This is a genomic window from Phytopseudomonas punonensis, from assembly GCF_900142655.1.
Taxonomy (GTDB): Bacteria; Pseudomonadota; Gammaproteobacteria; order Pseudomonadales; family Pseudomonadaceae; genus Aquipseudomonas; species Aquipseudomonas punonensis.
On the sequence record NZ_FRBQ01000006.1, the window covers coordinates 122,510 to 139,407 of the forward strand.

Sequence of the window (16,898 nt, forward strand, 5' to 3'; positions counted from 1 at the left end):
GGTTTGCAGGGGCCGGTGCGGGGCCTACAATCGCCAGGTTTTCTACTTGGAGATTGCCCGTGCTGACCCATCTCGACTCTCAAGGGCGCGCCAATATGGTCGACGTCAGCGACAAGGCGCAGACCGTTCGCGAAGCGGTGGCCGAAGCGCGCGTTCGCATGCTGCCCACCACGTTACAGATGATCGTCGAGGGCGAACACCCAAAAGGCGACGTATTTGCCGTGGCACGTATCGCCGGTATTCAGGCTGCGAAAAAAACCTCTGATCTGATCCCCCTCTGCCATCCGCTGATGCTCACCAGCGTCAAGGTCGAGCTGCAGGCTGACGGTAGCGATGCCGTGCTGATTCGCGCGCGCTGCAAACTCACCGGGCAGACCGGCGTGGAAATGGAAGCGCTGACCGCTGCCAGCGTTGCTGCACTAACGATCTACGACATGTGTAAGGCCGTGGATCGCGGCATGGTCATCGAGCAGGTGCGCCTGCTGGAAAAGGTTGGCGGCAAGAGTGGTCATTTCTTGGCAGACGAGGGCGAGCGATGATCCGCGTGCAGTACTTTGCCCGCTACCGCGAAACCCTCGGGCTGGACTCCGAAGAGTTGCCAGCCGGCTTCGCCACCCTTGATGAGCTGCGCCAGCACCTGCTGGCCCGTGGCGGCGTTTGGGAGGTGCTCGCCGAGCGCGGGCTGATGTGTGCCCGCAATGAAGAACTGTGCGCGTTGAGCGAACCGCTGGTTGATGGCGATGCGGTAGCGTTCTTCCCCACGGTCACCGGAGGCTGAGATGGGTATTCGCGTACAGCAGGCCGTGTTCGATCCGGGGCAGGAGACCAATGCCGTGCATGCCGCCAATACCGGCGTCGGTGCGGTGGCGTGCTTCGTCGGCTACGTGCGCGATTTCAATGACGGGCAGGACGTGGCGGGGATGTTTCTCGAGCATTTTCCTGGGATGACCGAAAAGGCCTTGGCCGGAATTGAAACCCAGGCGCGCGCGCGATGGCCGCTGCTTGGCGTCGAGGTGATTCATCGCGTAGGGCGGCTGGAGCCGGGCGAGCCGATTGTCTTCGTCGGCGTGGCCAGCGCTCACCGGCAGGCTGCCTTTCAGGCCTGCGAGTTCATCATGGATTACCTGAAGACCCGCGCGCCGTTTTGGAAAAAGGAAGACACCGCGGGCGGCCCGCGCTGGGTCGAAGGCCGCGAGAGCGACCAGACCGCTGCACAGCGCTGGCAAACCGAGGCGGACTGAGCGGCAGCGCCGGCTCAGTTGAACTCGATAAATACCTTGAAGAACAGGGGCGCGAACATCGAAAGCGCGCCGACGCCTGTCAGCCAGATGCCCCATTCCTGTTCGCGGTTGTTGAAGCCGATGCCCAGCAGCAGAAAGCCGCTGATCAGCAGCACGATCATGATGTGGAAAGCGTCCATGGCGGTGCCTCCTCGCAGAGTGGTGCTGGCCGTGGCTGCGATGTGGCGGATGCAGTGCTGGCCTACACCTTTAGCGTAGTCGAGGGGCAGTGCCGTTGTGCTGATTCAGGGCAATTCGTGCGGTCAATGATGGCCCTTGCGGTGCCGATGCATTGCAGTCACCCATAACGCTGATTCGGCGGGCTCGCCGATTTAATTCGCGGTCGCGGCGCGGCGAGATTAAAATCCCCGCCTGAATTCTCCTGCTACCCAAGGATCCTGTTATGCCCCGTATCGGAACCCCCCTGTCGCCCAGCGCGACCCGCGTGTTGCTGTGTGGCTCGGGCGAGCTCGGCAAGGAAGTGGTCATCGAGCTGCAGCGCCTCGGCGTCGAAGTGATTGCTGTCGATCGCTACGCCAATGCTCCGGCCATGCAGGTGGCGCACCGCAGCCACGTGATCAACATGCTCGACGGTGCTGCGCTGCGTGCGGTGATCGAGCAGGAGAAACCGCACTACATCGTGCCGGAGATCGAAGCGATCGCCACCGCCACGCTGGTCGAGCTGGAAAACGAAGGCTACACGGTGATCCCTAGCGCCCGCGCTGCGCAGCTGACCATGAACCGCGAAGGCATCCGCCGCCTGGCTGCCGAAGAGCTGGGCGTGCCGACTTCGCCGTATCAGTTCGCCGATTCCCTCGAGGAGTTCCAGGCTGCGGTCAGCGCCATTGGTTTCCCCTGCGTGGTCAAGCCGATCATGAGTTCGTCGGGCAAGGGCCAGTCGGTACTCAAGGGCGCTGATGACGTGCAGAAGGCCTGGGATTACGCCCAGGCTGGCGGTCGTGCTGGCAAAGGCCGGGTAATCGTCGAGGGGTTCATCGACTTCGATTACGAAATCACCCTGCTGACCGTGCGCCACGTCGGCGGCACCACCTTCTGTGCACCGGTCGGTCACCGTCAGGAGAAAGGCGACTATCAGGAATCCTGGCAGCCCCAGGCGATGAGCCCGGCCGCACGTGCCGAGGCCGAGCGCATCGCCCTGGCCGTGACCGGGTCTCTCGGTGGCCGTGGCCTGTTCGGCGTCGAGCTGTTCGTCAAAGGCGATCAGGTGTGGTTCTGCGAAATTTCCCCGCGCCCTCATGACACCGGTCTGGTCACCCTGATCTCTCAGGATCTCTCCGAGTTCGCTCTGCATGCCCGGGCCATTCTCGGCCTGCCGATCCCGGCGATCCGCCAGTTCGGCCCATCCGCCTCGGCGGTGATTCTGGTCGAAGGCGAGTCCAAGCAGGTCAGCTTTGGCAGCCTGGGCGCAGCTCTCACCGAGCCGGATACTGCATTGCGTCTGTTCGGCAAGCCGGAAGTCAGCGGTCAGCGCCGTATGGGCGTTGCCCTGGCCCGCGACGAGTCGCTGGACGCGGCGCGCGCCAAGGCGTTGCGATCGGCGCAGGCGGTCAAGGTCGAGCTGTAACGCTTCGGTTCCTGTCCACTGGCGCAACGGCCGCAAAGTGGCGGGAGCGGCTGGTGAGCGGAATACTTTTGTAGGAGTGGCTTTAGCCGCGAGCTCTTTGTTTGCTTTGATAAAAAGCTCGTGGCTAAAGCCACTCCTACAATGCTCACCGACCGCTTTTGCTTTTTCCCGTCGCTCGTGAGGAACGCGAGCTCTCGGTTACGGGCGGCCGTGAACAGCTTCTCGGCACCAGCGGCCTCAGTGCTGCTGTGCTTCCCAGGCCCGCACCTCTAGCACCCGGCTGCCGCTGGCCTGGACGATCTCCAGCCGGTAGCGGCCAACCTGCAGGCATACCGCGCAATCCGGGATGTTCTCCAGCAGCTCGGTCACCAGGCCATTGACCGTCTTCGGCCCATCTACCGGTAATTGCCAGCCCAATGCCCTGTTCACTTCACGCAGATAAGCGCTGCCCTGGATCGACCAGGTGCCATCGCCCAGCGAGTGAAATTCGCGAGGGTGGGCAGTTTCCACCGAGCTCAGGTCACCGACGATTTCTTCGAGAATATCTTCCACGGTGACGATTCCCATGGCTTCCCCATATTCATCGACCACCACCGCGGTGCGGTATTTGTGCTGCTGAAAGCTCACCAGTTGATTGGCCAGCGTGGTGCTTTGCGGCACGAAGTAGGGCGCGTCGCAGGCCTGTAGCAGCGTCGCTTCATTCAGCTCGCTACGCCCGGCGAGGCGGCGCATGTGCAGGATGCCTTCGGTCTGGTTGAGGTTGTTGCGATACACGGGCAGGCGGGTGTGCGAGGCGGCGCGGATCTGCTCGAGCAGCGGGGTACTGCTCAGCAGGTCGATGCCAGTGATCTCGTGGCGCGGGATCATGATGTCGTCGACGCTGACATTGTCCAGTTCGAGCACGCCCAGCAGCATTGCGCGTCGCTCGTCCGGCAACGGTAGATCGTCGGCCTGCAGCGCAGCACGCAGCTCCGTCAGGCTGGGCGCGTCGTGGGGCTCGTTACCTTCAGCCGGCTTGCCAATAGCGCGGCGCAATGCCTGGCCGATCACCAGCAGCAGGCGAGTCAGGGGCGACAACGCGCTGCTTACTAGGGTGAGCGGCCAGCTTGCCGGGTAGGCGAACAGCGGTGGCGGCATAATCGCCAGCACTCGGCCAAGCGGGTGGGCGAGCATCAGCACGGCCAGCGTCAGAATGAACGGCGACGGTGCCAATGTTCCGGTCGTGCCGTGGCGCAAGGCCAACAGCGTAGCCGTGACCGATGCCGCCATGGTGCTGCATATGGTGCCGATACGCAGGGTGGCCGAAAGACGTTGTGGCTGATCGAGCAGGGCGATCAGCCGTGCAGCAGCACGATGACCCTGGCGCGCGCGATGGCGCAGGCGGTAGCGGTTCAGGCCGAACAGCACGGTTCGTGCGCAGATGAAAAACGCGGCGCAGCCCAGCAGGCTGAGTAGCAGGGCTAGCTGGAAAAGCGGAGAGGGCGTGTCCACGGCTCAGATGTGGAGTATGAATTCGCGAACCAGCTTGCTGCCGAAAAAAGCCAGCATCAGCAGGCAGAACCCGGCCAGCGTCCAGCGGATCGCCTTGTGTCCACGCCAGCCAAGCTGGTGGCGGCCCCAAAGCAGCAAGGCGAAAACAATCCAGGCGAAGCACGACAGGATGGTCTTGTGCACCAGATGCTGGGTGAACAGGTTGTCGATGAACAGCGCGCCGGAAAGCAGCGACAGCGACAGCAGTGCCCAGCCGCTCCACAGGAAGCCGAACAGCAGGCTTTCCATTGTCTGTAGTGGAGGGAAGTTGCGAATCAGCCCGGATGGATGCTTGTTCTTGAGCTGACGGTCCTGCACCAGCAGCAGCAGCGACTGGAACATGGCGATGGTCAGCATGCCGTAGGCCACGATCGACAGCAGGATATGGGCGAGGATGCCTGGGCCTTCTTCGATCGGCTGGCTGGTGCCGCTGGGCATGAATTGCGCGCACAGCATGGTCAGCCCGCCAAGCGGAAAGAGGAACAGCAGCAGGTTGTGCACTGGCATGCGCTGACAGGCCAGCAGGATAAGCGCGATCACCGTGAAGGCGATCAGGCTCGAGGTGTTGAAAAAGTCCAGGTTGAGCCCGGTGCTGTCATGCATTTGCATGAACAGGCTGCCGCCGTGGAATAGCAGGGCGACTACGCCCACCACCAGCAAAACAGCTTTGCTGGGCTGGCTGCGGCGGGCCAAATGCAGGCCTTGGTAACCGGCGGCGCCAAAATAGAGGATGGCTGCGGCGAGACTGGGCAACAGAGGGTGCATAGATCCTGGATGACGAGAGCCTGAAAGGCGCCGAGTGTGGCACACAACGGGGGACGCAAAAAGACTGCAAGTGGTATCAGGTCTCATATGTCGCAGGGGCGCCGACAAAGAAGCCTCGAAAGCCGCCCAGTCTTCGTTATAATCAGCTGTTTGCTGCCAGCCCATCCCGGCCAGACGGCCCGAAAGGAACGCGCATGTTCGAAAATTTAACCGATCGCCTCTCGCAGACCCTGCGCAGCGTCACTGGCAAGGCCAAGCTGACCGAGGACAATATCAAGGACACCCTGCGCGAAGTGCGCATGGCGTTGCTCGAGGCCGACGTGGCGCTGCCCGTGGTCAAGGATTTCGTCGCCCGCGTCAAGGATCGCGCTGTAGGTACCGAAGTATCGAAAAGCCTGACGCCTGGTCAGGCCTTCGTGAAGATCGTGCGCCTGGAGCTGGAAAGCCTCATGGGCGCGGCCAACGAAGACCTCGACCTGAGCACCACGCCGCCGGCGGTGGTGTTGATGGCCGGTCTGCAGGGCGCGGGTAAGACCACCACCGTTGGCAAGCTGGCGCGCCTGCTCAAGGAGCGCAAGAAGAAGAGCGTGATGGTGGTGTCCGCGGACGTTTACCGTCCTGCTGCGATCAAGCAGCTGGAAACTCTGGCGAGCGATATCGGCGTGACGTTTTTCCCGTCCGATATTACCCAGAAGCCGGTCGCCATCGCCGAAGCGGCGATTCGCGAAGCCAAGCTCAAGTACATCGACGTCGTACTGGTGGATACCGCCGGTCGTCTGGCTATCGATGCCGAGATGATGGCCGAGATCCAGGCGCTGCACGCCGCAGTCAAGCCGGTGGAAACCCTGTTCGTGGTCGATGCTATGACCGGTCAGGACGCCGCCAACACCGCCAAGGCCTTCAACGATGCGCTGCCGCTCACCGGCGTGGTGCTCACCAAGGTCGACGGCGACGCCCGTGGCGGTGCTGCATTGTCGGTGCGCGCCATCACCGGCAAACCGATCAAGTTCATCGGTATGGGCGAGAAGAGCGAAGCGCTCGAGCCGTTCCATCCTGAGCGGATCGCCTCGCGTATCCTCGGCATGGGTGACGTGCTCAGCCTCATCGAGCAGGCAGAGCAGACTCTCGATCGGGAAAAGGCCGAGAAGCTCACCAAGAAGCTCAAGAAGGGCAAAGGTTTCGATCTCGAAGACTTCCGTGACCAGCTCGTGCAGATGAAAAGCATGGGCGGCCTTGGTGGCCTGATGGACAAGCTGCCGCAAATGGGTGGTGTCAATCTGTCGCAAATGGGCGGTGCCCAGGGCGCGGCAGAGAAGCAGTTCAAGCAGATGGAAGCGATCATCAACTCGATGACCCCGGCCGAACGCCGTGACCCTGATATCATCAGCGGCTCGCGCAAGCGGCGTATCGCCATGGGGTCCGGCACGCAGGTGCAGGATATCGGGCGGTTGATCAAGCAGCACAAGCAGATGCAGAAGATGATGAAGAAATTCAGCGCCAAAGGTGGCATGGCCAAGATGATGCGTGGCATGGGCAGCATGATGCCAGGCGGCGGTATGCCGAAGTTCTGATGGCTCTGCGCGGGCTTATCGACGGCCGGCGGAAAAAGAGATTTGCAAACAGCCGCATAATCCTTAGAATATGCGGCCTTTCGGGCCTAGGCCCATTTTTGATGTGTGCCTCAAGTTAGCACCGACTACAGGAACGATGTTCACATGGTAACTATTCGTCTCGCTCGTGGCGGCTCCAAAAAGCGCCCCTTCTATCACCTGACCGTGACCAACAGCCGCAATGCGCGCGACGGTCGCTTCGTTGAGCGTATCGGTTTCTTCAACCCGATCGCTTCGGGTGCTGAAGTTAAGCTGTCCGTGAATCAAGAGCGCGCTACTTACTGGCTGAGCCAGGGCGCACAGCCGTCTGAGCGCGTTGCTCAGCTGCTGAAAGAAGCTGCCAAGGCTGCCGCCTAAGCACTTTATGAGCACGACGCCAGCTCCCGCCGAGGACTTGATGGTTCTTGGCAAGATTGTCTCGGTGCATGGCGTCAAAGGTGAGGTGAAGGTTTTTTCCTTTACCGACCCGGTGGATAACGTGCTCGATTACCCTCGCTGGACGCTACGGCGCGATAGCGAGGTGAGGCAGGTTGAACTGGCTGGTGGACGCTTGCAGGGCAAGGTTCTGGTCGCCAGGCTGAAGGGGCTCGATGATCGTGAAGTGGCGCGTACCTACGCGGGGTTTGAGATCTGCGTTCCCCGCAGCCAGCTACCGGAGCTGGAAGACGGCGAGTTCTACTGGTATCAGCTGGAAGGTCTGAAGGTTATCGATCAAGTAGGGCAATTGCTCGGCAAGGTCGATCATCTGTTCGAGACCGGTGCCAACGATGTGATGGTGGTCAAGCCGTGCGCTGACAGCCTCGATGATCGTGAGCGCCTGCTGCCTTATACGCAGCAGTGTGTGTTGTCGATCAATCTCGAAGCTGGAGAGATGCAGGTCGACTGGGATGCGGACTTCTAAGCGCTATGCCTAGCTTGCGCGTTGACGTCATTACGCTGTTCCCGGAAATGTTCGCCGCCATCGGCGATTACGGCATTACCAGCCGTGCGGTCAGGCAGGAGCTGTTGCAGCTCACCTGCTGGAACCCACGCAGTTACACCACCGATCGTCATCACACCGTTGACGACCGCCCCTTCGGTGGTGGTCCTGGCATGGTGATGAAGATCAAGCCGCTTGAAGATGCCTTGGCTGATGCCAGGCAGGCCAGCGGCGGCCAGGCGAAGGTGATCTACCTCTCGCCACAAGGTCGCCCGCTGACGCAGGCGGCGGTACGCGAGCTGGCGAAAGAGGAGCGTTTGATCCTTATCGCCGGCCGCTACGAAGGCGTCGACGAGCGTTTCATCGAAACGCACGTCGACGAGGAATGGTCGATTGGCGACTACGTCCTGTCCGGCGGTGAGCTGCCGGCCATGGTGCTGATCGATGCGGTAACGCGCCTTTTGCCTGGTGCATTGGGTCATGCAGATTCGGCCGAGGAAGACTCCTTTACGGATGGCTTGCTCGACTGCCCGCACTACACCCGTCCGGAGGTGTATGCGGATAAACGTGTTCCTGAGGTGCTGCTTGGCGGTAACCACGAACACATCCGGCGCTGGCGTTTGCAGCAGTCCCTGGGGCGCACCTGGGAACGCCGTGTCGATCTTCTGGATAGCCGCTCGCTTTCTGGAGAAGAGAAAAAGCTGCTGGAGGAATACATCCGCCAGCGGGACGATAACTAAATATCGATGGCCGGCCTGACGGCCCGTCTTAGGAGCGCAGCATGACCAACAAAATCATTCAGCAACTCGAAGCTGAGCAGATGAGCAAAGAGATCCCGACCTTTGCCCCGGGCGACACCGTAATCGTCCAGGTAAAAGTAAAGGAAGGTGACCGCCAGCGTCTGCAGGCGTTCGAGGGCGTAGTAATCGCCAAGCGTAACCGCGGTCTGAACAGCGCCTTCACTGTGCGCAAGATCTCCAGCGGCGTTGGCGTTGAGCGTACTTTCCAGACCTACAGCCCGCTGGTTGACAGCCTGGCCGTCAAGCGTCGTGGTGACGTTCGCAAAGCCAAGCTGTACTACCTCCGCGACCTGTCCGGCAAGGCAGCACGCATCAAGGAAAAACTGGTTTAATCCAGCTTTTCCCACGAAAAAAGCAGCCTCGGCTGCTTTTTTCGTTTCTGGCGTTTGGTGAGCCAGTACCAGATGTCGTTTCGCGATCTAATGTGGGAGCGGGCGGGGGCGTCCATGCCTGCGAATCGCGCGCATGGCGCGCTCCCACAGATAAATCCTGCGAGCCCCTGCGCCATGACTATTTACCTGAAGCAGAGCTGACCCCCATGTCCGCTGTCGACCATCCGCTAATCGAGCGTTTCATCGAGGCCTTGTGGCTGGAAAAGGGGCTTTCCGCCCATACTCAGTCGGCCTATCGCAGTGATCTGGCGTTGCTCAATGGCTGGCTGCAGGCGCGCGGCGTCGAGCTGCAGTCGGTCGGGCGTGAGGTACTGCTCGATCATCTCGCATGGCGGATGAATGAGGGTTACAAGGCGCGCTCCACGGCGCGACTGATTTCCGGCATGCGTGGCTTTTACCGCTTTCTGCTGCGCGAAGGAATTATCGATACCGACCCCACGCTGCAGGTGGATATGCCGCAGCTCGGTCGGCCCTTGCCCAAATCGCTCTCCGAGGCGGATGTCGAAGCGCTACTGGCAGCCCCTGATCTGGACGACCCGATTGGCCTGCGTGATCGCGCCATGCTCGAGGTGCTGTATGCCTGTGGGCTGCGGGTCAGTGAGCTGATCGGTCTGACGCTCGAACAGGTCAACTTGCGTCAGGGAGTGTTGCGCGTGTTCGGCAAGGGCAGCAAGGAGCGTCTGGTGCCGATGGGCGAGGAGGCCATCGGTTGGGTCGAGCGTTATTGTCGCGAGGCGCGCCCGGCGCTGTTGGCCGGCCGGCCAGCGGATGTGCTGTTTCCCAGCCTGCGTGGTGAGCAGATGACCCGGCAGACCTTCTGGCACCGCATCAAGCATCAGGCCAAGGTAGCGGGGATCGCCAAGTCGCTGTCGCCCCATACCCTGCGGCATGCCTTCGCGACCCATCTGCTCAACCATGGTGCGGATTTGCGCGTGGTGCAGATGCTGCTCGGCCACAGTGACCTGTCCACCACGCAGATTTATACCCATGTCGCGCGGGCGCGTTTGCAGGCGCTGCATGCGCAGCATCATCCGCGCGGCTGAATGGCCGGCGCCGGTTCACGCTTTGCGTTTGTCGTCCGCAGTCGCGGGGCCTGGTTATGGTAGTCTTCGCTCTTCCCTTGTCACCCCGTCGCTCGATAGGAGTAACCATGCGTGTGACCCGCATTTTCGCGGCCATGGCCCTTGGTCTGGTCAGTACTCTCGGCCACGCTGCCGACCCGGATCAGGCGATCCGCAAGAACCTGCTGTCGATCCAGCCGGATCTGCCGATCGAGGCCATCGCCGAAAGCCCGATGCCGGGCGTCTATCAGGTGCAGCTCAAAGGCGGTCGCCAGCTGTACGCCAGCGCTGACGGCCAGTTCGTGATGCAGGGCTACCTGTTCCAGTTCAAGGACGGCCAGGCGGTGAACCTCACCGAGGCTGAAGAAGGCAAAGCGATTGCCAAGCAGATCAACGCCATTCCTGCCAAGGACATGGTGGTGTTCGCGCCCAAAGAGCCAAAGACCCATATCACGGTGTTCACCGACACCGACTGTGCTTACTGCCAGAAGCTGCACAGCGAAGTGGCCGAGCTGAACAAAGCGGGTGTCGAGGTGCGTTATCTGGCCTTCCCGCGTCAGGGTATGGGCAGCAAGGGCGCCAAGGATCTTGCCAGCGTCTGGTGCTCGAAGGATCGCCAGGCGGCGATGAACAAGGCCAAGGCCCGCGAATCGATTGCCCAGGCTTCCTGTGACAACCCGGTCGCCCAGCAATACCAGCTTGGGCAGATGATCGGCGTCAATGGCACGCCGGCGATCATTCTGGAAAACGGCAAGATGATCCCCGGCTATCAGCCGGCGGCGCAGCTGGCGAAACTGGCCCTGGAAGCCAAGTGATCCGGCTAGATTGACTATCAGACAGCCGCTTCGTAATGTGCGGCTCTTTTCTACGGCCGGCGCTCGCGTCGGCCGTTTTACGCAGTGCAGTTGGGAGTCTAGTGTGAATCCGGTCAAAGTAGGCATCTGTGGGCTGGGTACCGTCGGTGGCGGTACCGTGAATGTGCTCAAGCGCAACGCCGAGGAAATCGCGCGTCGTGCCGGGCGTGGCATCGAGGTGGCGCAGATTGCCACCCGTACACCCAAGCCTCAGTACCAGTCGACCGGCATTACCATGACCGACGATGTCTTCGCGGTGGCCAGCAACCCCGAGATCGATATCGTCGTTGAGCTCATCGGTGGCTACAGCGTCGCCCGTGAGCTGGTCCTCAAGGCCATCGATAACGGCAAGCACGTGGTCACCGCCAACAAGGCGCTGATCGCCGTACACGGCAACGAAATTTTTGCCCGCGCCCGCGAAAAGGGTGTGATCGTCGCGTTCGAGGCGGCGGTGGCAGGCGGCATTCCGGTGATCAAGGCGATTCGTGAAGGCCTGTCGGCCAACCGCATCAACTGGCTGGCGGGGATCATCAACGGCACCGGCAATTTCATCCTCAGTGAAATGCGCGAGAAGGGGCGCACCTTCGAAGACGTGTTGGCCGAAGCCCAGGCGCTGGGTTACGCCGAAGCCGATCCGACCTTTGACGTCGAAGGCATCGACGCCGCTCACAAACTGACCATTCTGGCCTCCATCGCCTTTGGTATCCCGCTGCAGTTCGACAAGGCCTACACCGAAGGCATCACCAAACTGACCACTGCCGACGTCAACTATGCCGAGGCGCTGGGTTATCGCATCAAGCACTTGGGTGTGGCGCGCCGTACCGACGCTGGTATCGAGCTGCGCGTGCACCCGACGCTGATCCCGGCCGACCGCCTGATCGCCAACGTCAACGGCGTGATGAACGCCGTGATGGTCAATGGTGATGCCGCTGGCAGCACGCTGTTCTACGGCGCCGGTGCCGGCATGGAAGCGACCGCCTCGGCTGTCGTCGCTGACCTGGTCGATGTGGTGCGTGTGTTGACCACCGACCCGACCAACCGCGTACCGCACCTGGCTTTCCAGCCGGATTCGCTGTCCGATCACCCGATTCTGCCGATCACCGACTGTGAAAGCGCTTACTACTTGCGCATTCAGGCCAAGGATCGCCCCGGCGTGCTGGCTCAGGTGGCGAGCATCCTCTCGGAGCGCGGCATCAACATCGAATCGATCATGCAGAAGGAAGTCGAGGAGCAGGACGGTCTGGTGCCGATGATTCTGGTCACCCATCGCGTTGCCGAGCAGCGCATGAACGACGCCATCTCTGCCCTGGAAGCGCTGGCCGACGTCGTCGGCAATGTGGTGCGCATCCGCGTCGAACAACTCAGCTAATTCAGTCGCGCGCCGCGGTCATTCGCGGCGTGACGCCCAAACCGAAGGTTTGCAGACCATGCGCTATATCAGCACTCGCGGCCAAGCACCGGCCCTGAATTTCGAAGACGTCCTGCTGGCCGGCCTGGCCACAGATGGCGGCCTGTACGTGCCGGAAAACTTGCCGCGCTTCACTCAGGAAGAGATCGCTTCCTGGGCGGGCCTGCCGTATCACGAGTTGGCGTTCCGGGTCATGCGCCCGTTCGTCACCGGCAGCATTCCGGATGCCGATTTCAAGAAGATCCTCGAAGACACCTATGGCGTGTTCGAGCACTCGGCCGTTGCGCCGCTGCGTCAGCTCAATGGCAACGAGTGGGTTCTGGAGCTGTTCCACGGCCCGACCCTAGCGTTCAAGGATTTCGCCCTGCAGCTGCTCGGCCGCCTGCTCGATTACGTGTTGGCCAAACGCAACGAGCGTGTGGTGATCATGGGTGCCACCAGTGGTGATACCGGCTCGGCCGCCATCGAAGGCTGTAAGGCCTGCGACAACGTCGACATCTTCATCATGCACCCGCACAATCGAGTGTCCGAAGTGCAGCGTCGGCAGATGACCACCATCCTGGGCGATAACATCCACAACATCGCCATCGAGGGTAACTTCGATGACTGTCAGGAGATGGTCAAGGCCAGCTTCGCCGATCAGGGTTTCCTCAAGGGCACCCGCCTGGTAGCGGTCAACTCGATTAACTGGGCGCGGATCATGGCCCAGATCGTTTACTACTTCCACGCCGCCCTGCAGCTTGGCGGGCCGGCGCGTTCGGTAGCCTTCTCGGTGCCGACCGGCAACTTCGGCGATATCTTCGCCGGTTACTTGGCGCGTAATATGGGCCTGCCGATCAGCCAGTTGATCGTCGCCACCAACCGCAACGACATCCTGCATCGTTTCATGAGCGGCAATGGGTACGCCAAGGGCGATCTGTACCCGACCCTGTCGCCGTCGATGGACATCATGGTGTCGTCGAACTTCGAGCGCCTGCTGTTCGACCTGCACGGCCGCAACGGCCCGTCGATCGCCGCGCTGATGACCGAATTCCGCCAGACCGGCGGTTTCACCGTCGAAGATGACCGCTGGAACGAAGCGCGCAAGCTGTTCGACTCCCTCGCGGTGAGCGATGAGCAGACCTGCCAGACCATCGCCGAGGTGTACGCCGCCACTGGCGAGCTGCTCGACCCGCATACCGCCATTGGCGTGCGTGCCGCGCGCGAGTGTCGTCGCAGCCTGGCCGTGCCGATGGTGGTGCTGGGTACCGCTCACCCGGTCAAGTTCCCGGAGGCCATCGAGAAGTCAGCTGTGAACCTGTCGCCAGCGCTGCCGCCGCACCTAGCCGACCTGTTCGAGCGTGACGAGCGTTGCACCGTGCTGGCCAATGACCTGGCGGCCGTGCAGCAATTCGTTGCCGCTCACGGTAACCGCGGCAAGCCGCTGTAAGCGGTAGCGCTGCAGCTCGAAAGGCCGGTCACCGTGAGGTGCCGGCCTTTCTTGTTTTAAGGGGGTTATCAGCTGGCTCCTGTGGGAGCGGGCCATACCCGCGATTCGCGCCGATGGCGCGCTTCCTTAATTACCTTCATCTGGTGAGGGCACAAGGTGGGCTTTAGCTCGCCAATCCATCACAGCGCTTTCGCCTAAAGGCTCTACCGTCGATTGACCGCCGCCATCGGCGCTTGCTGGCAAAGCCGCTTGTCCAGCTGGCCAACATAAGGGTTGCCCCAACCCATCACGCAGCCGACCAGCTGGTTGCGCTGGCGCTCCCATTTTTCGGCGGGGTAGGTCTTGTTCCAGGCGGTGAACAGCTGGCGGTTCTGCTTCGACAGGCGCAGCTGATAGCGGTCGCTCATGTACAGGTAGGTGCGGGCGATCATGCCGCGAATCTGCTGGCGAGGCATGACCTTACGGGCTTTGAAATCGACCACCGTCGGGCAGGCGCCGTATTGATTGGGCTGTTGCGGCAACCAGCCGAAGTCGTAATTGCTGCGATCGCCATTGACCTCGCCAATCGCCGGCACCAGGTTGTGCAGGTCGGCTTCGGCGCGGCGGTAAACGCTGTCGTTCTTGCTGCAGTTCTTGCGCCCGCCGTGCTGCCAGCATTGGCGTTGATGGCCGATCTGCCAGGCCGGAACGATATGTTCCCATTCTATGCGCGCGGCGCGGTTGGCGTTCTTGCGCGGTGTATAGCCGCAGCTTTTCAGGTCTACGCGGTTGCCCTTGAAGCTGCAGCCACAATAAAACTCCACTGACTGGCGTTCGTATAGGCTCCAGCCAATCTTCTTGGCCTGGCTGAAGCTCTGGGGCGGTGCGGCGGCTAACGACGTGCAAAGGGTGAGGCACAGCAGTGCGAGAAGGCTGCGAAACGGCATGCGGCATTCCTAAAAAGTGGCGCATGATACCGGCTCGCTGCGGTTTGCCAAGGCTGGCCCATTGATGGCGTCTATCTAGGATTCAATCTCTATGCTCTGCGACGCAGTCGGCGAATTTGTCCCGTTTTCTCGGCTAAAGTTCTGCAGCTGACTCCCTCTTTTCAGGCCATCGGTGCCTGGCCTGCAAGACCCCGATCACAGCTCTCTAAGAAATTACATGTGATGTATTGAGTTCTCACATGTGATGTTCTAGGCTGCGCCACATGGAAAACAAATCATCTGCGCACTACCAGCGTCTTTTCCGTCAGCGTCTGCGCGAGCAGGGGTTGGTGAAGAAGGAAGTCTGGATTCTGCCCGAGCATGCCCAAAGGCTCTCGGCACTCGAAAGGAAACTGCGCCAGCCCCAGCCGGAGCTGGCTTCAATGGAGGAGGGGGTGAGCATGCCTCAGGTTTGGACTGCACAAACGTTGTTCGACGCGCTGTCGGCGACAGAGCCGTTTGTCGATGGCCGCGCGGCTATCGAGCTGATCCAGGGTGCCGACGCCAGTTTGCACGTGACCATGAAGGAATATGGTGATCTGCCGCTGTTCATCGCCGTGTTCGGTGATCAGATCGTGGTCGAAGCGCTGCTCTGGCCTGCCAGCGACGTGCGCGACACGGCCGCCTTCAACGAAGAAGTGCTGCGCAGCCACAAGCTGTTCCCGCTGTCTTGCGTAGGGCTGGAAACCCTGCCGGACGGGCAGGCTTGCTACACCATGTTCGGTGCGCTCAGCGCCTCGTCGATCCTGCCCAATGTGGTGCTCGAGATCGAAACGCTGGCGGATAACGTGATCAAGGCTACCGAAGCCTACGAAGATTTCCTCAAGGCCAGTGCATAAGGAGACATGCCCATGAACGTCTGGAGCAAATTGCTGACGGCGCTGCGCGGCGGTGCCAATGAAATGGGTGAGGCGCTGGTCGATGGTCAGGCCTTGCGCATCCTCGATCAGGAAATTCGCGACGCCGATATCGAGCTGCGTAAATCCAAGGAGGCGCTGGCTGAAATCATGGCCAAGCAGAAGCTGGCCTCCGAGCGCGCCAGCAAGTCGGCCGCCAAGATCGCCGAGTACGAAGAGTACGCGGTCAAGGCGCTGGAAACCGGCAAGGAAGACCTGGCTGGCGAAGTGGCCGGCAAAATCGCCAATCTGGAAATCGAGCTGAACAGCGAGCGCGAGCAAGCGGACAACTATGCGGCCAGCGTCGCCCAGTTGCGTACTGCAGTCAGCCAGGCTGAGGCCAATATCAAGCGGCTGAAGCAGCAGGTGGATACCGTGAAGGCCACCGAAAGCGTGCAGAAGGCGCAGATGGCCGTCGCCCAGCGCTATGGTGGTTCGCAAGCCAAGCTGCATACCGCCGTCGAGTCGCTGGAGCGTATCAAGCAGCAGCAGGCCGAGCGTGCGGCGAAGATGGAAGCGGCGGCCGAGCTGGCTCAGGCCTCCAATCCCGACGAGTCGCTGGATGCCAAGCTGCGCGCCGCCGGTATCGTCGCTGACCAGAGCAGCGCCGACAGCGTGCTGGCACGCCTCAAGGGCAAGGCCAAGCCCTGATTCACGGGCGGCCTTGATGCGTCATAGGGTGGGGCCGACAGGCTCCGCCATGTTTTTCAGGGATAGGAAATCATGGAAATCTTCCTGCAGGTCTCGCTGGCGTTTCCCACGGTCATCTTCAGCTTCCTGCTTTGCCTGGCGGTGGTGTACTGGGTCATCGTCGCGTTTGGCCTGATTGAGGTCGACGTGCTCGACGTCGAAGCCGACTCCGCACTGGAAGGTCCGGCGGCAGCGCTCCTGTCCAAACTCAAGCTGCGTGACGTACCGCTTACCCTGGTACTGACCCTGCTGTTCTTTTTCGCCTGGTTCATCAGCTACTTCGTCGACCTCTGGTTGCTCAGCTTGCTGCCGCTTGAGTGGCTGCGTTATCCGTTGGGCGTGGTAATCGCCGTTCTGGCTCTGATATTGGCCGTGGCGCCGACGCGGCTGCTGTGCGCACCGCTGCGCCCGTTGTTTCTCAAGTTGGAAGTGACCAGCAGTAAGAGCGTGCTCGGGCAAACCGCCGTGGTGCGCAGTGGTCGGGTGACGGCCAGCCATGGCGAAGCGCTGCTCGAAGATGGTGGTGCGGGGCTGATCCTGCGGGTCAGGGCTGAGGAGCAGCAAGGTTTCAAACGCGGCGACCGTGTCGTTTTACTGGAATACCTGGAGGCGCAGCACGCCTACCGGGTGATAACCGAAGAAGAGTTCCGGGGTATCTGAGAACCCGGTCAAAGTCTGCTGCCTACCCTCGCTGTAGCGTGCACAACGGGCTCG

The 16,898-nt window shown here is 61.4% G+C and carries 20 protein-coding genes; 16 read left to right on the forward strand and 4 right to left on the reverse strand.

Annotated features, from left to right (window positions below):
* Window positions 1–59: 59 nt before the first annotated feature.
* Genes moaC through moaE form a run of 3 tightly spaced genes read left to right on the forward strand, consistent with a single transcriptional unit; the run spans window position 60 to window position 1,241 of the window.
* Entirely contained in the window at window positions 60–539 is a 480-nt protein-coding gene (gene moaC, locus BUC40_RS15895) for a cyclic pyranopterin monophosphate synthase MoaC (protein WP_073267150.1), read from the forward strand.
* Window positions 536–778: a MoaD/ThiS family protein gene (locus BUC40_RS15900; RefSeq protein WP_073267151.1), complete on the forward strand. Its 243-nt coding sequence runs from the start codon at window positions 536–538 to the stop codon at window positions 776–778. Before moaC ends, BUC40_RS15900 begins: the two co-directional genes overlap by 4 nt.
* Window position 779: 1 nt before the next feature.
* Window positions 780–1,241: a molybdopterin synthase catalytic subunit MoaE gene (gene moaE, locus BUC40_RS15905; protein ID WP_073267152.1), complete on the forward strand. Its 462-nt coding sequence runs from the start codon at window positions 780–782 to the stop codon at window positions 1,239–1,241.
* A 14-nt stretch (window positions 1,242–1,255) separates the two neighbouring features.
* Here the strand turns inward: moaE and BUC40_RS22910 are convergent, their stop codons facing one another.
* Window positions 1,256–1,420 carry a hypothetical protein gene (locus BUC40_RS22910; protein WP_167369166.1) on the reverse strand — a complete coding sequence of 55 codons (165 nt, stop codon included), beginning with the start codon at window positions 1,418–1,420 and terminating at the stop codon, window positions 1,256–1,258.
* A gap of 263 nt (window positions 1,421–1,683) precedes the next feature.
* Here BUC40_RS22910 and purT point away from each other — a divergent pair, with 263 nt between their 5' ends.
* Entirely contained in the window at window positions 1,684–2,865 is a 1,182-nt protein-coding gene (purT, locus tag BUC40_RS15910; RefSeq protein ID WP_073267153.1) for a formate-dependent phosphoribosylglycinamide formyltransferase, read from the forward strand.
* Window positions 2,866–3,102: 237 nt separating this feature from the next.
* Here purT and BUC40_RS15915 read toward each other — a convergent pair whose 3' ends face one another.
* Together BUC40_RS15915 and BUC40_RS15920 are read right to left on the reverse strand one after the other, a co-directional pair.
* Complete coding sequence (locus BUC40_RS15915) at window positions 3,103–4,356, reverse strand: HlyC/CorC family transporter (protein WP_073267154.1); 1,254 nt, start codon at window positions 4,354–4,356, stop codon at window positions 3,103–3,105.
* 3 nt (window positions 4,357–4,359) lie between these two features.
* Window positions 4,360–5,160 carry a cytochrome C assembly family protein gene (locus tag BUC40_RS15920; protein WP_073267155.1) on the reverse strand — a complete coding sequence of 267 codons (801 nt, stop codon included), beginning with the start codon at window positions 5,158–5,160 and terminating at the stop codon, window positions 4,360–4,362.
* 194 nt (window positions 5,161–5,354) lie between these two features.
* Between BUC40_RS15920 and ffh the strand changes: the two genes are divergently transcribed.
* The 9 genes from ffh (at window position 5,355) to thrC (ending at window position 13,633) form a co-directional block, all read left to right on the forward strand.
* Window positions 5,355–6,731, forward strand: a complete 1,377-nt coding sequence (gene ffh / locus BUC40_RS15925) for a signal recognition particle protein (protein WP_073267156.1) — start codon at window positions 5,355–5,357, stop codon at window positions 6,729–6,731.
* Between the two features lie 144 nt (window positions 6,732–6,875).
* Window positions 6,876–7,127: a 30S ribosomal protein S16 gene (gene rpsP, locus BUC40_RS15930; protein ID WP_009403592.1), complete on the forward strand. Its 252-nt coding sequence runs from the start codon at window positions 6,876–6,878 to the stop codon at window positions 7,125–7,127.
* A 7-nt stretch (window positions 7,128–7,134) separates the two neighbouring features.
* Complete coding sequence (gene rimM, locus BUC40_RS15935) at window positions 7,135–7,671, forward strand: ribosome maturation factor RimM (protein ID WP_073267157.1); 537 nt, start codon at window positions 7,135–7,137, stop codon at window positions 7,669–7,671.
* A 5-nt stretch (window positions 7,672–7,676) separates the two neighbouring features.
* Window positions 7,677–8,429 (forward strand): tRNA (guanosine(37)-N1)-methyltransferase TrmD, encoded by a 753-nt coding sequence (trmD, locus tag BUC40_RS15940; protein ID WP_042555421.1) that lies wholly within the window; start codon window positions 7,677–7,679, stop codon window positions 8,427–8,429.
* Window positions 8,430–8,470: 41 nt separating this feature from the next.
* Complete coding sequence (rplS, locus tag BUC40_RS15945) at window positions 8,471–8,821, forward strand: 50S ribosomal protein L19 (RefSeq protein ID WP_073267158.1); 351 nt, start codon at window positions 8,471–8,473, stop codon at window positions 8,819–8,821.
* 206 nt (window positions 8,822–9,027) lie between these two features.
* Complete coding sequence (gene xerD / locus BUC40_RS15950) at window positions 9,028–9,924, forward strand: site-specific tyrosine recombinase XerD (RefSeq protein WP_073267159.1); 897 nt, start codon at window positions 9,028–9,030, stop codon at window positions 9,922–9,924.
* 107 nt (window positions 9,925–10,031) lie between these two features.
* Window positions 10,032–10,757, forward strand: coding sequence for a DsbC family protein (locus BUC40_RS15955; protein WP_073267160.1), 726 nt, complete (start codon window positions 10,032–10,034; stop codon window positions 10,755–10,757).
* A 103-nt stretch (window positions 10,758–10,860) separates the two neighbouring features.
* On the forward strand, window positions 10,861–12,165 hold the full coding sequence (locus tag BUC40_RS15960; RefSeq protein ID WP_073267161.1) for a homoserine dehydrogenase: 1,305 nt from the start codon (window positions 10,861–10,863) through the stop codon (window positions 12,163–12,165).
* A 58-nt stretch (window positions 12,166–12,223) separates the two neighbouring features.
* The gene (gene thrC / locus BUC40_RS15965) at window positions 12,224–13,633 is read left to right on the forward strand and encodes a threonine synthase (RefSeq protein ID WP_073267162.1); all 1,410 of its coding nucleotides are present in this window, start codon (window positions 12,224–12,226) and stop codon (window positions 13,631–13,633) included.
* 203 nt (window positions 13,634–13,836) lie between these two features.
* Here the strand turns inward: thrC and BUC40_RS15970 are convergent, their stop codons facing one another.
* Window positions 13,837–14,559, reverse strand: a complete 723-nt coding sequence (locus BUC40_RS15970; RefSeq protein WP_073267163.1) for an endonuclease — start codon at window positions 14,557–14,559, stop codon at window positions 13,837–13,839.
* Window positions 14,560–14,822: 263 nt separating this feature from the next.
* Between BUC40_RS15970 and bacA the strand changes: the two genes are divergently transcribed.
* From bacA to BUC40_RS15985, 3 genes are all read left to right on the forward strand, one after another.
* The gene (gene bacA / locus BUC40_RS15975) at window positions 14,823–15,437 is read left to right on the forward strand and encodes a biofilm formation regulator BacA (RefSeq protein ID WP_073267164.1); all 615 of its coding nucleotides are present in this window, start codon (window positions 14,823–14,825) and stop codon (window positions 15,435–15,437) included.
* 12 nt (window positions 15,438–15,449) lie between these two features.
* Window positions 15,450–16,145 carry a PspA/IM30 family protein gene (locus tag BUC40_RS15980; protein WP_073267165.1) on the forward strand — a complete coding sequence of 232 codons (696 nt, stop codon included), beginning with the start codon at window positions 15,450–15,452 and terminating at the stop codon, window positions 16,143–16,145.
* A 72-nt stretch (window positions 16,146–16,217) separates the two neighbouring features.
* Entirely contained in the window at window positions 16,218–16,844 is a 627-nt protein-coding gene (locus BUC40_RS15985; protein WP_073267166.1) for an OB-fold-containig protein, read from the forward strand.
* The last annotated feature ends 54 nt before the right edge of the window (window positions 16,845–16,898 follow it).